The sequence below is a fragment of the Streptomyces phyllanthi genome (assembly GCF_009377205.1).
GTDB classification, from domain to species: Bacteria; Actinomycetota; Actinomycetes; order Streptomycetales; family Streptomycetaceae; genus Streptomyces; species Streptomyces phyllanthi.
Genome location: NZ_VJZE01000159.1, coordinates 1 through 17,636, shown reverse-complemented (window position 1 = coordinate 17,636; position 17,636 = coordinate 1). Strand labels below are relative to the sequence as shown.

14 protein-coding genes are annotated in these 17,636 nt (G+C 71.8%); 4 read left to right on the top strand and 10 right to left on the bottom strand.

All coding sequences use genetic code 11. From position 1 onward, the window contains the following. From FNH04_RS22300 to FNH04_RS22290, 3 genes are all read right to left on the bottom strand, one after another. Positions 1–2,259, bottom strand: a 2,259-nt coding sequence (locus FNH04_RS22300; protein WP_322723530.1) for a glycoside hydrolase family 65 protein, incomplete at its 3' end; no start/stop codon positions are given. Beyond that, positions 2,256–3,074 (bottom strand): beta-phosphoglucomutase family hydrolase, encoded by an 819-nt coding sequence (locus FNH04_RS22295; protein ID WP_152786946.1) that lies wholly within the window; start codon positions 3,072–3,074, stop codon positions 2,256–2,258. The genes FNH04_RS22295 and FNH04_RS22300, both read right to left, overlap by 4 nt. Positions 3,075–3,210: 136 nt before the next feature. After that, positions 3,211–4,068, bottom strand: coding sequence for an ANTAR domain-containing protein (locus FNH04_RS22290; protein WP_152786944.1), 858 nt, complete (start codon positions 4,066–4,068; stop codon positions 3,211–3,213). A 129-nt stretch (positions 4,069–4,197) separates the two neighbouring features. Between FNH04_RS22290 and FNH04_RS22285 the strand changes: the two genes are divergently transcribed. Both FNH04_RS22285 and FNH04_RS22280 read left to right on the top strand, forming a co-directional pair. Next, the gene (locus FNH04_RS22285) at positions 4,198–4,896 is read left to right on the top strand and encodes a nucleoside/nucleotide kinase family protein (RefSeq protein WP_152786942.1); all 699 of its coding nucleotides are present in this window, start codon (positions 4,198–4,200) and stop codon (positions 4,894–4,896) included. Positions 4,897–5,160: 264 nt separating this feature from the next. After that, entirely contained in the window at positions 5,161–5,916 is a 756-nt protein-coding gene (locus FNH04_RS22280) for a hypothetical protein (RefSeq protein ID WP_152786940.1), read from the top strand. Positions 5,917–6,026: 110 nt separating this feature from the next. On the opposite strand, the gene FNH04_RS22275 is transcribed toward FNH04_RS22280, so the two are convergent. The 5 genes from FNH04_RS22275 to FNH04_RS22255 all read right to left on the bottom strand — a co-directional run bounded on the left by FNH04_RS22275 (position 6,027) and on the right by FNH04_RS22255 (position 12,414). After that, entirely contained in the window at positions 6,027–7,745 is a 1,719-nt protein-coding gene (locus FNH04_RS22275; protein WP_152786938.1) for a hypothetical protein, read from the bottom strand. A 2-nt stretch (positions 7,746–7,747) separates the two neighbouring features. Then, the gene (locus tag FNH04_RS22270) at positions 7,748–8,650 is read right to left on the bottom strand and encodes a carbohydrate ABC transporter permease (protein WP_152786936.1); all 903 of its coding nucleotides are present in this window, start codon (positions 8,648–8,650) and stop codon (positions 7,748–7,750) included. Beyond that, positions 8,647–9,567 (bottom strand): carbohydrate ABC transporter permease, encoded by a 921-nt coding sequence (locus tag FNH04_RS22265; RefSeq protein ID WP_152786934.1) that lies wholly within the window; start codon positions 9,565–9,567, stop codon positions 8,647–8,649. Before FNH04_RS22265 ends, FNH04_RS22270 begins: the two co-directional genes overlap by 4 nt. 125 nt (positions 9,568–9,692) lie before the next feature. Further along, complete coding sequence (locus FNH04_RS22260; protein ID WP_152786932.1) at positions 9,693–11,018, bottom strand: ABC transporter substrate-binding protein; 1,326 nt, start codon at positions 11,016–11,018, stop codon at positions 9,693–9,695. Between the two features lie 274 nt (positions 11,019–11,292). Continuing rightward, the gene (locus tag FNH04_RS22255) at positions 11,293–12,414 is read right to left on the bottom strand and encodes an ROK family protein (RefSeq protein WP_152786930.1); all 1,122 of its coding nucleotides are present in this window, start codon (positions 12,412–12,414) and stop codon (positions 11,293–11,295) included. A 233-nt stretch (positions 12,415–12,647) separates the two neighbouring features. Between FNH04_RS22255 and FNH04_RS22250 the strand changes: the two genes are divergently transcribed. Beyond that, positions 12,648–13,562 (top strand): N-acetylglucosamine kinase, encoded by a 915-nt coding sequence (locus tag FNH04_RS22250; RefSeq protein WP_322723527.1) that lies wholly within the window; start codon positions 12,648–12,650, stop codon positions 13,560–13,562. A gap of 93 nt (positions 13,563–13,655) precedes the next feature. Continuing rightward, entirely contained in the window at positions 13,656–15,569 is a 1,914-nt protein-coding gene (locus tag FNH04_RS22245) for a phosphatase PAP2 family protein (RefSeq protein WP_152786928.1), read from the top strand. A 7-nt stretch (positions 15,570–15,576) separates the two neighbouring features. On the opposite strand, the gene FNH04_RS22240 is transcribed toward FNH04_RS22245, so the two are convergent. Both FNH04_RS22240 and FNH04_RS22235 read right to left on the bottom strand, forming a co-directional pair. Then, the gene (locus FNH04_RS22240) at positions 15,577–16,329 is read right to left on the bottom strand and encodes a peptidoglycan-binding domain-containing protein (protein ID WP_322723525.1); all 753 of its coding nucleotides are present in this window, start codon (positions 16,327–16,329) and stop codon (positions 15,577–15,579) included. Positions 16,330–16,453: 124 nt separating this feature from the next. Beyond that, positions 16,454–17,482, bottom strand: coding sequence for a helix-turn-helix transcriptional regulator (locus tag FNH04_RS22235; protein WP_152786926.1), 1,029 nt, complete (start codon positions 17,480–17,482; stop codon positions 16,454–16,456). Positions 17,483–17,636: the final 154 nt, after the last annotated feature.

The following is a 17,636-nucleotide window of genomic DNA, read 5'->3' as shown; positions in this document are numbered from 1 at the left end:
GTCGGGGTGGAGGGTGAGCGGGGCGTCGTAGTGGTGGAGTGTCAGGGAGGTTCCGGCGAGGAGTGTGTACGTGGCTGTTCGGGGGGTGACCTCCACCCGCAGGCGGCTGCCCTGTAGTTCCAGGTGGAAGGCCAGGCGGCTCAGGCGTTCCGGGAGGCGGGGGGTGAACGTCAGGTGGGTGCCGTGGTGGCGCATGCCGCCGAAGCCGGCCACGAGGGCCATCCACGTGCCCGCCAGGGACGCGATGTGCAGGCCGTCGCGGGTGTTGTGCTCCAGGTCCTCCAGGTCCATCAGCGCGGCCTCGGTCAGGTAGTCGTGGGCCAGGGGGAGGTGACCGGCCGCAGCCGCGATGACGGACTGGCAGCATGCCGACAGGGACGAGTCGCGGACGGTGAGGGGCTCGTAGTAGGCGAAGTTGCGGGCCGTGTGCTCCTCGTCGAAGAAGTCGCCGCACTTGTACATCGCCAGGACGAGGTCCGCCTGTTTGACGACCTGTTTGCGGTAGAGGTCGAAGTACGGGAAGTGCAGCATCAGCGGGTACTGGTCGGGGCGGGTGTTCGCGAAGTCCCAGTGCTGGTAGCGGGTGAACCCGGCGTGCTGTTCATGGACGCGGAGTTCCTCGTTGTACGGGACGTGCATGGCGTCGGCGGCGTCCCGCCAGGCGGCGCTCTCCTCGGTGTCGACGCCGAGTTCCGCGGCCCGCCTCGGGTGGCGTTCCACGATGTCGGCGGCGGCCAGGAGGTTCGCCCGGGCCATGAGGTTGGTGTACGTGTTGTCGTCCGCGATCGCGCTGTACTCGTCGGGTCCCGTCACGCCGTTGATGTGGAAGGCCCCGTGAGGGTCGTGGTGGCCCAGCGAACGCCAGAGGCGGGCGGTCTCCACCAGCAGTTCGACGGCGGTGTCCCGTTCGAAGGCCGTGTCGCCGGTCGCCGCCGTGTAGCGGACCACGGCATCGGCGATGTCGGCGTTCACGTGGAACGCGGCCGTGCCCGCCGGCCAGTACCCGGAGCTCTCCGAGCCCGCTATGGTCCGCCACGGGAACGCGGCCCCGCGCAGGCCGAGTTGCACCGCGCGTTCACGGGCGGCGGGCAGGGTGTCCTGCCGCCAGCGCAGGGCCTCGGCCACCGCGTCGGGCGAGGTGTAGGTGAGCAGGGGCAGGACGAACGTCTCGGTGTCCCAGAAGGCATGGCCGTCGTACCCCGAGCCGGTGAGACCCTTCGCGGGGATCGCGCGCCGCTCGGCGCGGGCCCCGGCCTGCAGGACGTGGAACAGCCCGAACCGTACGGCCTGCTGGATCTCCTCGTCCCCGTCGACCTCCACGTCCGAGCGCTTCCAGAACGCGTCCAGATGAGCGCGCTGTTCGTCGACGAGCCCCTGCCAGCCGCCGTGTGCCGCCGCCGCGAGGGCCGCGTCGACCTGGTCGCTGACGGCGGGCAGGGAGCGGGTGCTCGACCAGCCGTGGGAGACGAGCTTCTCCACCCGCAGCGTCTGTCCGGGGGCGAGGACGGAGGTGACGGTGAGGCGGGCCACATCGTCCCTGCTCTCCGCGCGGGTCGTGGTCCGGTCCGGGCCCGTGACGACATGGTCGGCGGCCGCCCCGACGCGCAGGCCGCTCCGGCGGGTGCGGTGCACGAGCCGCAGCAGGCGCCCGGCCGCGAAGTGCTCCTCCGGTTCCAGCGGCGACTCCAGGGCGACCGCCGCCCGCGGATCGCCCTTCCGTGCCGGAAGTTGCTCGTTGGCCACCAGCTCGGACTGCACCACGATCCGGGTCTCGCAGCCCACCGGCTCCACCTCGTAGGCGACGGCGGCGACGGCGCGCTGCGTGAACGACACCAGCCGGGTCGAGCGCACCCGCACGGTTGACCCGGCCGGGGACATCCACTCGCAGGTGCGGCGCAGCAGGCCCGTGCGCAGGTCGAGGACCCGTTCATGGGAACGCAGCCGCCCGTAGCGCAGATCGAACGGCTCGTCGTCGACCAGCAGACGGATGATCTTGCCGTTGGTGACGTTGATGACCGTCTGCCCGGACTCCGGATAGCCGTAGCCCGCCTCCGCGTAGGGCAGCGGATGGAGTTCGTGGACACCGCCCAGATACGAGCCGGGCAGTCCGTGCGGTTCGCCCTCGTCGAGGTTTCCGCGCCAGCCGACGTGCCCGTTGGACAGCGCGAACACCGACTCGCTCTGCGGCAGCACGTCCAGGTTCAGCAGACGTTCGCGCAGGCACCACGGTTCGACGCCGTACGAGGTGTGGGTGATCACGGCCGCTCCAGCAGTTCGGCGAGGTCCCGTACGACGCGGTCGGCGCCGTGGGCGTACAGGGCGTCGCCCTGCCCGACGCGGTCCACCCCGACGACGTACCCGAAGTGGCCCGCGCGCCCGGCGTCCATGCCGGCCAGCGCGTCCTCGAACACGGCGGCCTCCAGGGGCTCGACACCGAGGTCCTGTGCGGCGGCGAGGAACGTGTCGGGCCGCGGCTTGCCGGGCAGCCCCCGCTCGGCCGCCACGACGCCGTCGACCCGTACGTCGAAGTAGTGCTCCGCGCCCACCGACCGCAGGACGTCACGGCAGTTGGCGCTGGAGGAGACGATGGCGGTGCGCAGTCCGTGTGCGCGGACCGCCTCCAGGTAGCGCAGCGTGCCCTCGTACGCCTCGACGCCGCCTGTGCGGATGAGGTCGAGGAGCAGTTCGTTCTTCCGGTTCCCGAGGCCGTGGACGGTCGGCGCGTCGGGCGGGTCGCCGGGCTCGCCCTCGGGGAGTTCGATCCCGCGGGAGGCGAGGAAGGTGCGGACGCCGTCGGCGCGGGGGCGTCCGTCGACGTACTCGTCGTAGTCGGTGTCGTGGAACGGCCGGAAGTCCGCGCCGTCGCGCCGGCGCAGGAAGTCGTCGAACGTCTGCTTCCACGCGGCCGCGTGGACGACTGCGGTCCTGGTGACGACCCCGTCGAGGTCGAAGAGGCAGGCCAGGATTCCCTTGGGCAGCGCGAGTTCCGCTGTCTCCGGCCTCTTCGTGGTGTCCGGTGCGTCCGGCGTCTTCGGTGTGTCCGGTGTGTCCGGCGTCTTCGGCGTGTCCGTCATCGTGTCGTCATCTCCGTCATGGGGATGGCGTTCCCCGAACGGCCGGGTCCAAGGGTGGGCGACCCCCACACGGCGGCACGCCGCGGCGGCGGCACGTCACCGCAACGGGGCACGCGGAGCGTCGTGTGCGGTGCGGTCAGCGGCGTCTGAAGCGGCGTCCGGACTGGCCGCGCCCCAGGGCGTGCAGATACTCCAGGGCGTCGCGGACGACGGTGTGGTCGTACCAGGCGAGCCACCGGCCGCCCTCGTTCCCCACCACCTGCAGTTCCTTGAGCTGGGTGAGCGTCAGTTCCCGTACGGGGCGGTCGAGGTGGGCGGAGACCATGCCCACGCACACCCCGGGCGCGGCGGTCAGGGGCACGCTGTGGCAGGCCCGGCTGCCCGCCAGCAGGATGGCCGTCCGCGCCTCCTCGGTGAACACCGGGTGCGTGGCCACGTCCTGGACGGTGACCTGGGAGACCTCCCGCGCGGCCAGCGCACAGGCGGTGCCGTCGTCGCCGACGTGGCCGAAGAAGTCGACGAAGTCGGCCGTGAGGCCCGTGTGCTTCTCCATGCGCAGTCCGCCCTTCGCGCGGTCGGCGATCTGCACGTTGCCCATGCCGGTGCCCACGACGGCGAGGGTCTGGCTCAGCACCGCTCCCAGGACCTCGCCGCGGTTGCCGCTTGCGGCGTGCGCGAAACTCAGGCGGGGCTCGGGGTACCGGGCACGCCGCGGAAACCACAGGGATTCCCGCTCGTGGGGACGGGGAGCCCTCACCACGGCGTTCGCCAGGGTCCGCAGCTTGACGTTGAACTGCTGCGAGGCGCGCTGAAGCAGGGCGAACGCGCTCTCCGCGTCCGGCAGCGCGTAGCGTTCCTGCAACATGCCCTGGGCCTGCGCGATCAGCGGATGGCTGTCCAGCCGGGCGCGCAGCCGCCGTGTCTCCTCCCGCAGCCGCGCCAGTTCCGCCCGGACGGCCTCACCGTCCGTCTCCGGCAGGGGTTTCTCGGACATACGACACCTTCGGTCTTCCACTCGGGTAGCGGCAGGATCACGGTTGCCCCGTCGTGGCCGTAGTACTCCGGGGTCCCGGCGGAGAGCTACCTGGTGCGGGGCGTGCCCGGGAGGGTTTACGGTCTCGGCATGACACTCGACCCGGAGGTCACCCCTCACCGCGCAGAGGCCGGCGCCGCACTGACGTTCGACGACCTGCTGCGACGGGCCGCGTCGCTCGTCCGTCCCGGCCGGCGCGCGCTGCTCGGTATCGCGGGCAGCCCCGGGGCGGGGAAGACCACGCTGGCCGAACACCTGGTCCGGGCGCTCAACGCCGGCGGTGAGCCGTGGGTGGCGCATGTGCCCATGGACGGATTCCACCTCGCGGACGTCGAGTTGGGCCGGCTCGGGCGGCTCGGCCGCAAGGGCGCGCCCGACACCTTCGACGCGGCCGGTTACGCCGCGCTGCTGCGCCGGCTGCGCGACGCGGAGGACGACGTCGTGTACGCGCCGGGCTTCGAGCGGGTCCTGGAGCAGCCGATCGCGGGCGCGATCCCGGTGCCGCGCACGGCCCGGCTGGTGGTCACCGAGGGGAACTACCTGCTGGTTGACGACGGCGAGTGGGCGCGGGTACGGCCCCGGCTGGACGAGGTGTGGTTCTGCGAGACCGACGAGACGGAGCGCGTACGTCGGCTGGTCGCGCGCCACGAGGAGTTCGGCAAGGCGCACGACGACGCGGTCGCCTGGGTGCTCGGCACGGACCAGCGCAACGCCGAGCTGGTGGCCGGGACCCGGCACCGGGCCGATCTGGTCGTACCGGGGACGGCGCTGCCGGGCACGCGTCTCTAGGGTGCTCGCACCGCCCTGCGGGAACTTGCCGGGTGGGCCGGAACCAAGCTGCGTGGCGGGCGAGCAAGCCGCGTGGATGGAAAAGCGAGCCATGTGGGCGGGAAAACAGGCTGCATGAGCGGGATCGAACCGCTAGCTTGCCGACCGTGCGTTGATCCCACGGCGGCGTACCGGCCGCCCGGAACGGTGTGACCGCGCCCTCCCGCCCGGCGGCGAGGGTGCCCCCCGCATGCTCGCCCCTTCGCCCTCACCGGAGATCACCGCATGACGTCCGAGCGCCCTCTCACTCCCCTCATCCCCCTCACTCCAGAGGCGTTCCTGGCCCGCGCCTCCGCCGACCCAGCCGTCCTCGGGCTCGTCCTCAAGGGCTCCCGCGCCCACGACGGCATGATCACGCCCCACTCCGACCACGACGTGTACGTCATCCTCGCCGACGGGACCGGCAGCGACCTCGTACGTCTCGACGGACACCGCTCCGCGGAGCTCGACCTCGTCGTCACCACCCTCGACGCCTTCCGCGGGCTCGGTGGCCACGAGCGGTACGCGCTGGCCCGGGCCCGGGTGCTGCTGGACCGGCTCGACGGAGAGATCACGCGGATCGTCTCCGCCCAGGGGCGGCTGGGCCCGGACGAGGCGTTCCGGGAAGCGGGCGGATGGCTGGACGCCTACGCCAACTCCCTCTACCGGTCGGTCAAGAACAACCGCGACGGCCATCTTCTGGCCGCCCGGCTCGACGCGGCGGACAGCGTCCGCTTCCTGCTGGAGTTCCTGTTCGCCCTCGACCGGCGGCCGCGCCCGTACAACAAGTACCTGGAGTGGGAACTGGAGCGGTTCCCCCTGCCCGGCTGGGACACGTCCGAGCTGATGGACGCCGTCGGACGGATCACGGCGACCGGCGACGCGACCGCGCAGCGGCAGCTTTTCAACCACGTCGAAGCAGCGGCGCGGGACGCCGGCCACGGGCCTGTGCTGGACGCCTGGGGCGAGGACCTGTCGCTGATGCGCGTGGTCTGCCGGTGATCCCCGCCCGGTGCGTCCTCAGCCGTGCTGGGTCAGGACCGGCTCACCCCGCTCGTCGGGGACAGCCCTTCGTGCCTGGGGGGGGGTGGCCATGGCGTGGTTCGTCGGGGTCACACGACAGGTGCGGGCCGGCGGGCGTGCAGTGCGACGGTCAGGGTGTGCGGGCCTTGTCCACCGATGTAGACGCGGTTCCCGGTCGTCGCGTCCGTGCCGCCCACCACGGTGTAGTCCTGACCCGGGTCGTACCGCAGTACGTCGCTCCGGTCCGGCCCGGCAAGCGGTTCGCCTGCCTCGACGTCGGCCTCGACCCGGATCTCGTCGTCACCGACCCGGTAGGTCATCGGCCCGGTCGTCAGGCACCAGCGTCCGTCGCCGATCGGTACGGCGCCCTCAGGTACACCGCCCGGCCGGAAGGTCAGTTCCAGGGCCCAGGGCACCCGTGGTCCGCTGATGTCGATCCGCAGGTCGGCACCGTCTTCCCTCAGGTCCACCTCGACGCGGGTCGTGTGGGAGACCTCGTCCCGAGGCCGGTCCGGGAAGGCCATCGCGGCCGAGAAGCGTCCCTCGTCCACCAGCCGGTAGACGCCGTCGTCCCGCCTCCGGTCCGTCGGGAGCGGCTGGTAGTAGGCGGCCGTGAGGGTTTCGGTGAGCCGGTACCGGTTGTCGGCGAGCTGCTGCATGCCGGCGGCGCGGAACGGGCCCAGGTCGAAGAACCCCCGCGTCAGACGGACCGCGTCGAGGACGGCGTCGCCGGCGAACAGGCGCAGGAAGGTGGGGTTGCAGGCGAGGCCCGAGCGGATGCGCCGGTGCTCGGGCACGTCGGAGCCGCCGTACACCACCGTGTGCGCGGTGGCCGAGGCGCGTGCGGCGAGGCGTGCGGTGGTGATGTACCGGTCGCGCGGAAGTGTCTGAGCGGCCGGGGACGGCAGGGCGCGGCACAGGTCCGGGGTGAGGAGGGTCTGGGCGAGCAGGTCGGGATCGTCGATGCCGCCGGCGGCCGCCAGCCGCGCCGCCCGGCCGAAGTCGCCCCGGCCGGTGCGGATCGCGAGCAGCCGGTAGTGCGGCAGATAGGGCGCCAGCGGGAACGGGCGGTTCTGGTCCTGCCGTCGCGAGTGGACGGTCTCCACCGTGCCGTCCGGCCTGATGAGGTCCAGGGTCGTGGCGAGATTGCGTTCGACGGCGTCCAGCAGGTCGGCGCGGCCGAGCACGTCGGCCAGCAGGAGCAGCGACGGGTTGGACACGTGGGCCGCGTAGTTGGCGCTCCGTTCCGAGTACAGGCCCTCCGCGTCGATGTCGACGCCCTCGGCGAGCCACCCTTCGACGCGGTCGAGCAGCCGGTCGTCCGGGAACGACCGGTGCAGCCGGGCCAGCGCCGCGCACAGCTCCCAGCGGTGGTTCGGGGTGTGCACCCCGCCGGTCAGGAGGCTGCCGGTGGCGGCGCCGGCGATCTCGGCGAGCGCGGCCGTGACCTCGCGCAGTTCCGGACCCGCGCCGGCGGCGAGGACGTGCGCGTCGCACACGTCGTTGACGGTGAACGCGGAGTCCGGCGGTGACTGCACGTTGTCGCCGCCGGCGAAGAGACCGGTGGTGGTCTGCGTGGCCCGCAGGGCGCGGAGGTGGGTCATCGCGGCGGCGACGGCCTGCCTGCTGTCGTGCAGTGCCGAGTCCGGGGAACGGTATGCCGCGACCAGGGTCTTCACCCGGCGCGCCAGGGCACGATGCGGCACACCGGCGGGTTCCTCGTGGGGACGGGCCGCAAGCGGGGCGGCCGTCCGGTCGGCGGCGCGGGCCGCCGCACGGACGAACGCGTGGTCGAGCGGGGTGGGCAAGGTCAGTCCTTCAGTCCGGCGTTGATGTCGGCGTTCATGACGTACTTCTGGAACACCAGGAAGACGACGATCAGCGGGACCATGGAGATGACCGATCCACCGAGCAGCACCGACCAGTTGATGTTCTGCGCGCCGACGAGGCTCTGGATGCCGATCTGCACGGTGAACTTCTCGGGGTCGTTCAGCATCAGCAGCGGCCAGATGTAATCGTTCCAGCGCCACTGGAACGACAGGATGGCGAGCGTCAGCATGATGGGCCGGGAGAGCGGCACCATGATCCGCATGAAGATCGACAGCTCACGCGCGCCGTCGATGCGGGCGGCCTCGATGAGCTCGTCGGGGACCGTCAGGAAGAACTGGCGGAACATGAAGCAGCCGGTCGCGGTGAGCAGGGCCGGGAAGATGATGCCGGAGAGCGAGTTGTAGAGGCCGAGGTCGCGGACCACCAGGAACAGCGGGGCGAGCATGACCTCGGCCGGCAGCATCGTGGTGGCCAGGATGCAGACGAAGAAGACCTTGAGCCATTTGTTGTCGTACTTGGCCAGCGCGTACCCGGTGCAGCAGCTGACTCCCACCGTGAGGATCGTCGCGATCACGCACACGATGGTCGTGTTGATGAAGTACTCGGAGAAGTTGGCGCTTGCCCACGCTTCCTTGTAACCCGACACGGTGGGGTCGTCCGGGAACAGCGTCAGCGGAAGGGAGAACAGGTCTCCCGCCGGTTTGAGGGAGCTGAGGACGAACCACAGCACCGGCAGCCCGTAGAGGGCCGCCAGGACCCACAGCAGAGTCGTCGCGGGAATCGCGCGCCGAAGCCCGCCGCTTGCCGCGCCGCGGCGCCGCTTCCTGGAGACGGCCGGCACGGAACCGGCGTCGTCCTTGCGCAGTGTGTCTGTGGTCGTCATCGGTTCTCCACCCGCCGGTTGACCATCATCTGGATGGTCGCGACGGCCATCAGGATGAGCATGAGCACGAACGACGCGGCGCTCGCGTAGCCGATCTGGCCCGACTTGAACCCCGTCTGGTAGATGTACTGGACCAGCAGGTTGTTCGACGTTCCGGGTCCACCGTTGTTGAGGGAGGCGAACACCGCGTATTCCTTCATCGCGTGGATCGTGTTGAGCAGGATGACGATGAAGGACGTGGGGGCGATGCTCGGCAGGGTGATACTGAAGAACTGGCGCCAGGGACCGGCGCCGTCGAGCGCGGCCGCCTCGTAGTACGACGTCGGTACGTTCTTGATCGCCGCGATGAACAGCAGCATGGAGAAGCCCGTCCAAGCCCAGGCCGCCGCCACCACGACCACGATCAGTGACAGGTCGGCGTTCGACTGCCAGGGAACGGCGCTTCCGCCGACCTTCTCGATGAAGTAGTTGACCAGTCCGAAGTTCTCACCGAACAGCCACCGCCACAGGACACCCACGATGATGGGCGACAGCAGCCACGGGATGAAGAAGAAGACGCGGGCGACCGACGCGCCCTTGGCGTTCTTGCTCACCAGCACATTGGCGATGAGCAGCGACAACACGAAGTTCAGCGGAACGAAGAGCACGGTGTACAGCAGCGTCCGGGTCAGCGCGCCGTAGAAGGTGGAGTCCCCGAACAGGTTGCTGTAGTTGTCCAGTCCGACGAACTGGAACGCCCCCACTCCCGTGTAGTTCGTGAAGGAGTAGACGAGCCCGATCACCGCCGGCCAGACGAAGAACAGCGCGAAGAGCACGACATTGCCCGCGATGAGGACGAGCGGTGCGAGGGTGTACTTGCTGCGTCTCCTGGGCGGGCTCACGGACACGTCCGAAGCGTCCGGGGCGCGTTTGGTCATCTTCCTGACTCCGTGCTGGTGAAATGGGTCCCTGTGGGCTCAGGCCATGAGCCCGGCATCATGCGGGGTCCTGAGGCCCGGGCGGCGGTGTCTCGACCCCGCCGCCCGGGCCCGCCGGCCTACGCTCAGCCGCCGACCTGCTGGTTGTAGCCGTCCACGATGTTCTGCAGGGCCTTGTCGGACGACTGCTCGCCGTTGATCGCCTTGCCGAGCTCCGCCTTGGTCGGGTCGTCGGCGAGGCTCTTGCCCTTCAGCACCCAGTTCGTCTGCGCGCTGTTGAAGTAGCCGGAGATCGGGTCGTAGAGCGGGATGGACTCGTTGTACAGCTTGAACGCCGCCTGCGCCGCCTCGGACTCGAAGGGGTACTCCGGGTTCAGACCGCTCTCGACCGGCAGGAAGCCGGACGTCTCGCACAGCGTCTTGTAGTGGTCGGGCTCGTACAGCCAGGACAGGAACTTCTTCGCGGCGGCGGCCGCGTCGGCGTTGTTGTTGAAGCCGACCGTCATGCCACCGCTGTTGACATCACTGGCCTGCACCGGCTGGGCGGGAGTCGGGACGCTCGCCCACTCGAACTTCGTGATGCTCTCCGAGTAGGCGGCGACCTGCCACACGCCGGACCAGTAGGCGACGACGTCACCACTCTGGAACATGGCCGACGGGTCGGCGCCGCTGGTCCACACCGACTTCGGCATGGTCTTGTCGTCGTTCCATCCGACGAAGGTCTTCACGGCCTTCTTGGTCGCCGCGTCCACCGAGAACTTGCCGGAGTCGTCGGCGTGGACGTACTTGCCGCCCATCTCGTAGACCATGGCGCGCAGCCGGGAGGGCGACTGGTCGAAGGTCAGGGAGTACTTGGCGTCGGTCTTCTCCCGGACCTCGTTCGCCGCCTTGATGAACTCGGTCCAGGTCCAGGTCTTGTCGGGCGAGGTCGGGTAGTCGACGCCGGCCTTCTCGAAGAGCGACTTGTTGATGAACATGCCGGACGCGGTGACGTCCGAGGGGATGGACAGCACCTTCCCGGACGAGTCCTTGGCGACGAAGTTGGCGTTGATCTTGTTCGTCTTGTTGTTGGCGATGTCGCTGAGGTCGATCAGCTTGTTCGACCAGATCGGGTCGAGCGCCGGCACGGCCGCCACGTCGGGCAGCGAGTTCGCCTGCGCGGAGTTGCGCAGCTTCGTCGCGTAGCCGTCGTAGGGGATGTTGACGAGCTTGACCTTGACGCCGGTTTCCTTCTCGTACTGCGCCACCATCTTCTTCCAGCCCGCGTCCTGCCCCGGAACCGTGGAGATCCAGAACGTCAGCGACTTGGAGGTCCCGCCCGAGTCGGATTCCGACCCGCCGCAGGCGGAGAGCAGCAGGGCACCTGCCGTGGCCACGGCAGCGAGGGGAACCAGGCGGCGTATGCCGCCGCGGCCGAGTCGGCGGGAGCGCCGCACACCTACAGTGGTCATCTTCGATCCCTTTTCGTCGTACGGGACGGAGCACGGCGCCGACCGAGGCGGCACGGGTGCATTTTGCAGGAAATGCCGCTTTCCGGGGGCGCGGCCTCGCCCGGCCGCGTCGCCTTGACGGGTGGGATCCCCGGCCATGAGGGCCGTCGTCGCACAAGCACGCCCTCGTGCGGCTCCCGTACTTCGCGTACGGGCGGGAGGCTCACCCGGAGTCGGCGTCCCGGCCGACTCAGAAAGCGCTTGTCCGGACATTGGCAGAAGCCGATGGAGTCCGTCAATGCTTCACCGGCACCCCATCGGTCACGGTTTGGATTCCGCGGGCCACGGCCAGCTCGGTGGCCCCTACAACGGTGCCGCTGTCACCGAGTGCGCTGCTCACGACCTCGGTGGGCCAGCTCAGCCGGGCCAGCTCCGCACGCACACCGGGCAGGAGCTGCGGGTTCGAGCCGACGTCACCGCCGAGGATGATCAGGCCGGGATCGAGGACGGCCGTCGCCGCGGCGGCGAGCCGGCCCACGTCGGCGGCATGGCGGCCGACGACGGCGCAGGCTCTCGTGTGTCCCGCGTCGGCGAGGGCGAAGAGCCGCTCGGCGGTACGGGGGCGCGGCCCGTCGGTGTCCTGCCAGGCCCCCGCCGCCCGGCGCAGCAGGGAGCGCGCTCCCAGGTGCTCTTCCAGCCCCTCGTGGCGTGGCTCACGGTCCTCGTCCCACGGGTAGGGCAGCCGGGCGACCTCTCCGGCGGCGTGGTTCGCTCCGCGCAGCACCTGGCCGCCGATGACGACGCCGAGGCCGATGCCCACGCCGATGCGCAGGTAGCCGAAGGTGTCACGGCCGCGGGCGGCTCCCTCGTGCAGCTCGGCGAGCGCGGCGCAGTTGACGTTGTTCTCGAGGTGGATGGGCACTCCGGGCGGCAGGGCGACGGCCATGGCGTCGAAGGCGGGGCCGGCCTTGGCGGTGGCGGGGCGCTCCCCGGCGCCCTCCCGGCCCTGCGTGGTGACGTCGCCGACGGCCACGACGACGGCGCGCAGCGGGGCGCCTGCCGGGAGCTCCGCGAGGACCTGGGAGACAACCGCGGCGGCGTCCGGCCGGGAGCCGGTGCCCTGGGCGAGCAGGGTGCCGTCCAGGGCACAGCCGCGCACCTGGGTGCGGCTGGGGCCGAGGTCGACGGCGACCACGGCCCCGGCCGCCGCCCCGAGGCCGTAGACGGCGGCGGATCGGCCGGTGCCGCCGGAGGCGGTGCCCGAGCAGGCGGCGAGTCCGGCGGCCTCGAGCTCGGCGACGGCGGAGGAGACGGTCGGTTTGGAAAGGCCCGCCCCGGCCGCCAGTTGGGGGCGCGTGGCCGTGCCCACCGCGGCCAGTACGGCGAACACGGCGCGGGCGCTCTCGCTCAGGTGCATGGTCTCCCCAGTCGTACCGCGGCGGTCGGGCCGCACGGGTTCGTTCGGTATCTCGTCCGAACGGCTTGACGCACCCTAATTGGTTAGTTAATTTCCTAACGAAGTCAAGCGGTACTCGCCTGCCGCACCCAGCAGAGGCCCGTCCCGGGGCTTCCCGAGCACCCCCCCATTCCTGTGTGTCCAGGCACGGTTCGCCCACCGTCGCGGCAGAACGCAACGACGAAAGGGGTTCCGTGCAGGACACCACGGCCGTCGCGGTCGGTATCGACGTGGGCGGCACCAAGACCCATCTCCGCGCCCGAGCGGGGACGGGGTCCGCCGCCGATCACGTCCGTCCGAGCAGCGGATGGCGGCCACACTCCCCTGTGGCCGCCACCGCGTGGCTGACCGCGCTGGTCCACGAAGCCCTGCCCTCCGGCACGCGCCCGTCCGCCGTCGCGGTGGGCGGCCACGCCTGCGAGACTCCACGGCAGTGCGAGGCCGTCCGCGTCGCGCTCCAGGAACGACTGCAGGTGCCGTGCCTGGTCGTCGGTGACGCCGAACTCCTCGTGCCCGCCGCCGGACTGGGCCAGGGCGTCGGCCTCGTCGCCGGGACCGGCTCGGTGGCGGTCGGCCGGCTCGCCGACGGCAGCCCGGTGCAGGTCGGCGGCTGGGGTGCGGTGCTCGGCGACGAGGGCGGGGGCGCCGGTCTCGTCCGTGAGGCGGCCCGGGCGGTCTGGGCGGCGCACGATCGGGGGGAAGCCCCCGACGCGCTGGCCGACCGGCTCGTCGCCGCCTTCGGCGTGGGTGAGGTCCCCGCTCTGGGCGCGGCTCTGGAGAGCGCCACCGATGTCTCGGCCGAGTGGGGGCGGCACGCTCCCGTCGTGTTCGCGGCGGCCGCTGACGGCTCCGCGATCGCCCGCGAGGTGATCGCCGACGGGGGCCGCGCACTCGCCGCGCTCGTCGTCCGGCTCGCCGCGCGGGGCGTCGCCGTCGATGACGTCGTCGTCGCGGGCAGCACGGTCCTGGCGCAACCCGCGCTCTACGAGGCCTTCACCGCCGCGCTCTCGGACGCCCTGCCCGCGGCACGACCGCACCGGCTCCAAGTGCCGCCGGTCGAGGGGGCGTTGGCCCTGGCACAATCTCTCCTTCAGCCGGCCATCCGCTGATCACCACCGCGTCGCCGACTGGTCATGAACCGGTCACGCGTCGCCCCCAGTCTCAGCCCGAAGATCATCCACTCTGAAAGGAGCGGCAACCGCATGCCGTCACCAGCCGGGAACCACTCCATCGACCGGCGTGTCTTCCTCCGGAACTCACTCGGCGCCTCGGCGGGTCTCCTCGCCGCTCCGACCGTCGCCACCTGGTGGAAGGCCCCCGGGGCCCGTGCCGCCACGGCCCCTGTGGCCTTCGTGGACGACTACACCTCCAACGTCCTGACGAACCTCACCCCCGAGACCAACGCGGTGGTCCGGGCCCTCGGCGGCTTCGCCGAGGTGTGGAAGACCGGGCACGAGTGGAACACGGGCACGCCGCTGATGCCCGAGGTGCTGCGCGCCAACATGCGCTACTGCGCGCGCGTCACCCAGCGCCGCACGGACGCGCAGGCGCGCGAGTCGTTCGTCTTCGACCGGCAGCACCAGAGCTACGCGATGATCGCCGGCCTGGGTCCGCTCGCCGAGCTGTACAAGTCGGGCGCCAAGGCGGTCACGTCCATCACGAGCGCCCCGGACGGCACCCCCTCGGGCAGGATCAGCGACGCGGTGCCCGCCGACGCCCCCGCCGGTTCCGCGCTCGGCGCCGGGTCGTACGACTCGGAGCTCGGCACCGTGGCGAAGCTGGTCGACACCGTGCGCGGCCCGTTCGCCTCGGGCAACCCCGCCAAGTTCACCTTCCAGTACCCGCGCCCCTGGCGGATGAACGAGGACAGCGAGGTCGTCGACACCGGCGAGAAGGACGCGCTCGGGTACCCGGTGTACGACTCGGACGTGGTCGTCGCCCCGCAGCTGCTGCGGCAGCGCAGCACGGACGGGCACGAGGACGGCGGCTTCCCCAGCGGCCACACCAACGCCTTCCACCTGGCCGCGCTGGCGTTCGCGTACGCGGTGCCGGAGCGGTTCCAGGAGCTGGTGGCCCGTGCCTTCGAGCTGAGCCACACCCGGATCATGTCGGGCATGCACTCCACGGTCGACGTCATGGGCGGCCGCGTGATGGCCACGGCCCTGGCCGCCGCCGCGCTCGCCGACCCGAAGAACGCCGAGCTCAAGGCGGCCGCGCGGAGGCAGGCCGCCGCGTACTTCCAGGAGCGGACCGGCACGACGGCCGACACGCTGTACGCGTACGCGCACTCGGCCGGCACGGACGCCGACCCGTACGCCGACCGGACCGCCAACGCCCGCGCGGTCGCGCCCCGGCTGACCTACGTCCTCACCCGCCACGGCCGCTCGGAGCCGCTGACCGTGCCCAAGGGCGCGGAGGTGCTGCTGGAGACGCGGCTGCCGTACCTGGACGCGGAGCAGCGGCGCGCGGTGCTGCGGACGACCGCGCTGCCCTCCGGTTACGTGCTGCTGGACGGCTGGGAGCAGTGGGGGCGGCTGAACCTGTTCGCCGCGGCCGACGGGTACGGCGCGTTCGAGACGGACGTGCGCGTGGCGATGAACGCGGCGGACGGCGGCTTCCACGCGGCCGACACCTGGCGCAACGACATCTCCGGGCCCGGCGGCCTGGTCAAGAGCGGCAGCGGCTCGCTCACGCTGACCGGCGCCAACCGGTACACCGGCGGCACCACCGTGGAGGCGGGCGTGCTGGCGGCGGGCTCGAAGGAGGCCCTCGGCCGGGGTGACGTCAGGGTGACGGGCGGCACACTGAGCCTGGGCGACAACACGGTGCGGGTACGCGGTGGGTACGCGCAGGCAGGCGGTGTCCTCGACGTCACGCTCGACCGGGGCACCGATCCCGCCCTGGTGGTGGACGGGCGCGGCGTCCTGTCGGGCGGCAGCTCGCTGGTGGTCCGGTTCGACGACCGGCAGCCGCCGCGCCCCGGCAGCACGGTGGCGGTCATCGGGGCGCGGTCCCTTGAGGGCCGCTTCACCGAGGTCACCGTCGCTGCCGAGGGCTGGAAGGCCGAGCAGGTCTTCACGGCTCACGGCCTGTCGGTACGGCTGACGAAGAGCTGACGCCTCGTCACGTACTGGTCCGGGACTCCAGGTCGAGACGGGTGTCGTTGCCGTAGACGCCCGTCTCGTCGCCCCGGATGCCGTACCAGAGCTGGAAGCGGGCGACGGCCTCGGTGAGCGTGGCGTCGTAGGTGCCGCTGGTCGGGCCGTTGTCGTACACGTTCGGGATACGGCGCAGCCGCTCCTGGAGTTCGGTGACCTCCGGGCCGCTGTCGCCCTCGCGGAGGGTGCCCGGGCCGTCGGGATCGACCGCCTGCTCGGTGGGCGGTGCGGCGCCGGGCGTGGTCGGGGCCGCGGTGGGGGGCGGTGTACCGGGGCGCGCCTCCTGCTCGGAGTCGCCGCCGGGTAGCAGCAGGGCGCAGCCGAAGCCGATCAGGGCCGCCGCGGCCACGCCGACGGCGACGGCGGGGGTGCGCAGGTCCATGCCGCGCCTCGGCGTTCCGCCGCGGCGCCGGCCAGGGCGGGTTGCACGCCCCGCGCCCGCGCTGAAGTCCTCCCCCGACCGGACCGGTGGGAGTTCCTCGGTCTCGGGCTCCTCCAGGCGGGGGATGATGCGCTCTGGCGCCGGTGGTACGGGGACGGCCTCGTATTCGGCGTCCGGCTCGGTCGCGGCGCCGCCCTGCCGCTCGGCCCTCGCACGGTCCTCGTCCAGTTCCCGCAGCAGTTCCGCCAGTGCCTCCGTCCGGCGGCGGCGCATGACGTAGGTGGGCTCGATCGGGCGACGCCTCACCGTCTGCCCTGGTTCGGGCGGTTTCGACACACTGCTCTCCCTTCCGTGCACGCGGTCTCCCGCCCCATCCCCGGGGATGGATACGGGGCCGCCGCCCCGGGAGTTCAATCGCGGGTGCGCGCGCCGGAGGAAAGCGTGGGACAGGGGGCGTGGGTCAGGTTCCGTGCGCCCGCTCGACGAAGCGGTCCAGGTGCTCGGGGGCGGGGCGCAGCAGGCCGTCGCGTACGGCGAGAGCGGTGGCCTCGGCGCGGGAGGCGGCGCCGGTCTTGCGGAGCAGGTGCTCGATGTGGCTGTGCACGGTGCGCGGGGACAGGAACAGGGCCTGGGCGATGGCCTGGTTGGTCTCGCCCGTGGCCGCGCGGGTGAGCACCTCCAGTTCGCGGGGGCTCAGTCCGTACGGCAGTTCGGTGGGCGTCTCGTGGACCAGGACCGCCTCGCCGACGAGCTCGGAGCCCGCGCTGTGCCGGTGGAGGGTCACACGGCACCAGGTGCCGTCGACCGGCCAGAGCAGCCGCAGCCGGTGCCCGCCGGTGGCCGCGAAGGCGTCCACCAGCGGCCCGAACTCCTCGTCGCCCAGCACTCCCGCGCGCTCGCGGCCGGGCAGGCCCACGACCTGGCCGGCGGTCACAAGGCCGGCGGCGCCGTCGGCCGGCAGGCCGTACAGGTCGCCGGTGCGTGCCGTGGGGTCGGCGAGGGCACCGAGCGCCGGCATCACGGAGGCGAGCAGCCGGCGGGCGTCGGTGTCGTAGGCGTCCGCGCTCTCCGTGCTGAGGTGGATCAGACCGACGACGCGGTCGTGGTGGCGCAGCGCCCCCGTCACCCCGTCACGGAAGCCGGCCGGGCGGACGCGCTCGGCGTAGAACCAGCCGTTGCGGAAGCGCTGCCCGGGGTCGTCGGCGTCCTCGGAGATGGACGGGGGTACCTCCTGCCGTACGACGTTGAGGTACCAGGGCGTCTCCACGAACTCGGCGGCGAGCGCCTGCGAGGCGTCGGCGGTGTACCCGACGCCCGCCACCTGCACGTGGGCCCCGGTGAGCGGGTCGATCCCCAGGAGGGTCGCCGCGTCCAGGGGCAGCGCACCGGCGAGTTCGCGCAGCGCCTCGGCGCAGGCGGCCGCGGTGTCGCGCTCGCGGGTGAGCATCCCGATACGGGTCGCGGCCGCGATCTGGTGGTGGCTGAGCATGCGAGCCTCCGGGGCCCAGGACAAGTTCGTTTGGCCCCTAACGGTAGGTGCGGCCGCGGTGCCGGACAAGATGTTCACGCCTCCGTTACGGGACGGATGCGAGGCGGGTCGGAGTGGGGGCTCGGCTTGGGCCGGGCATGGCCGGGGACCGGGG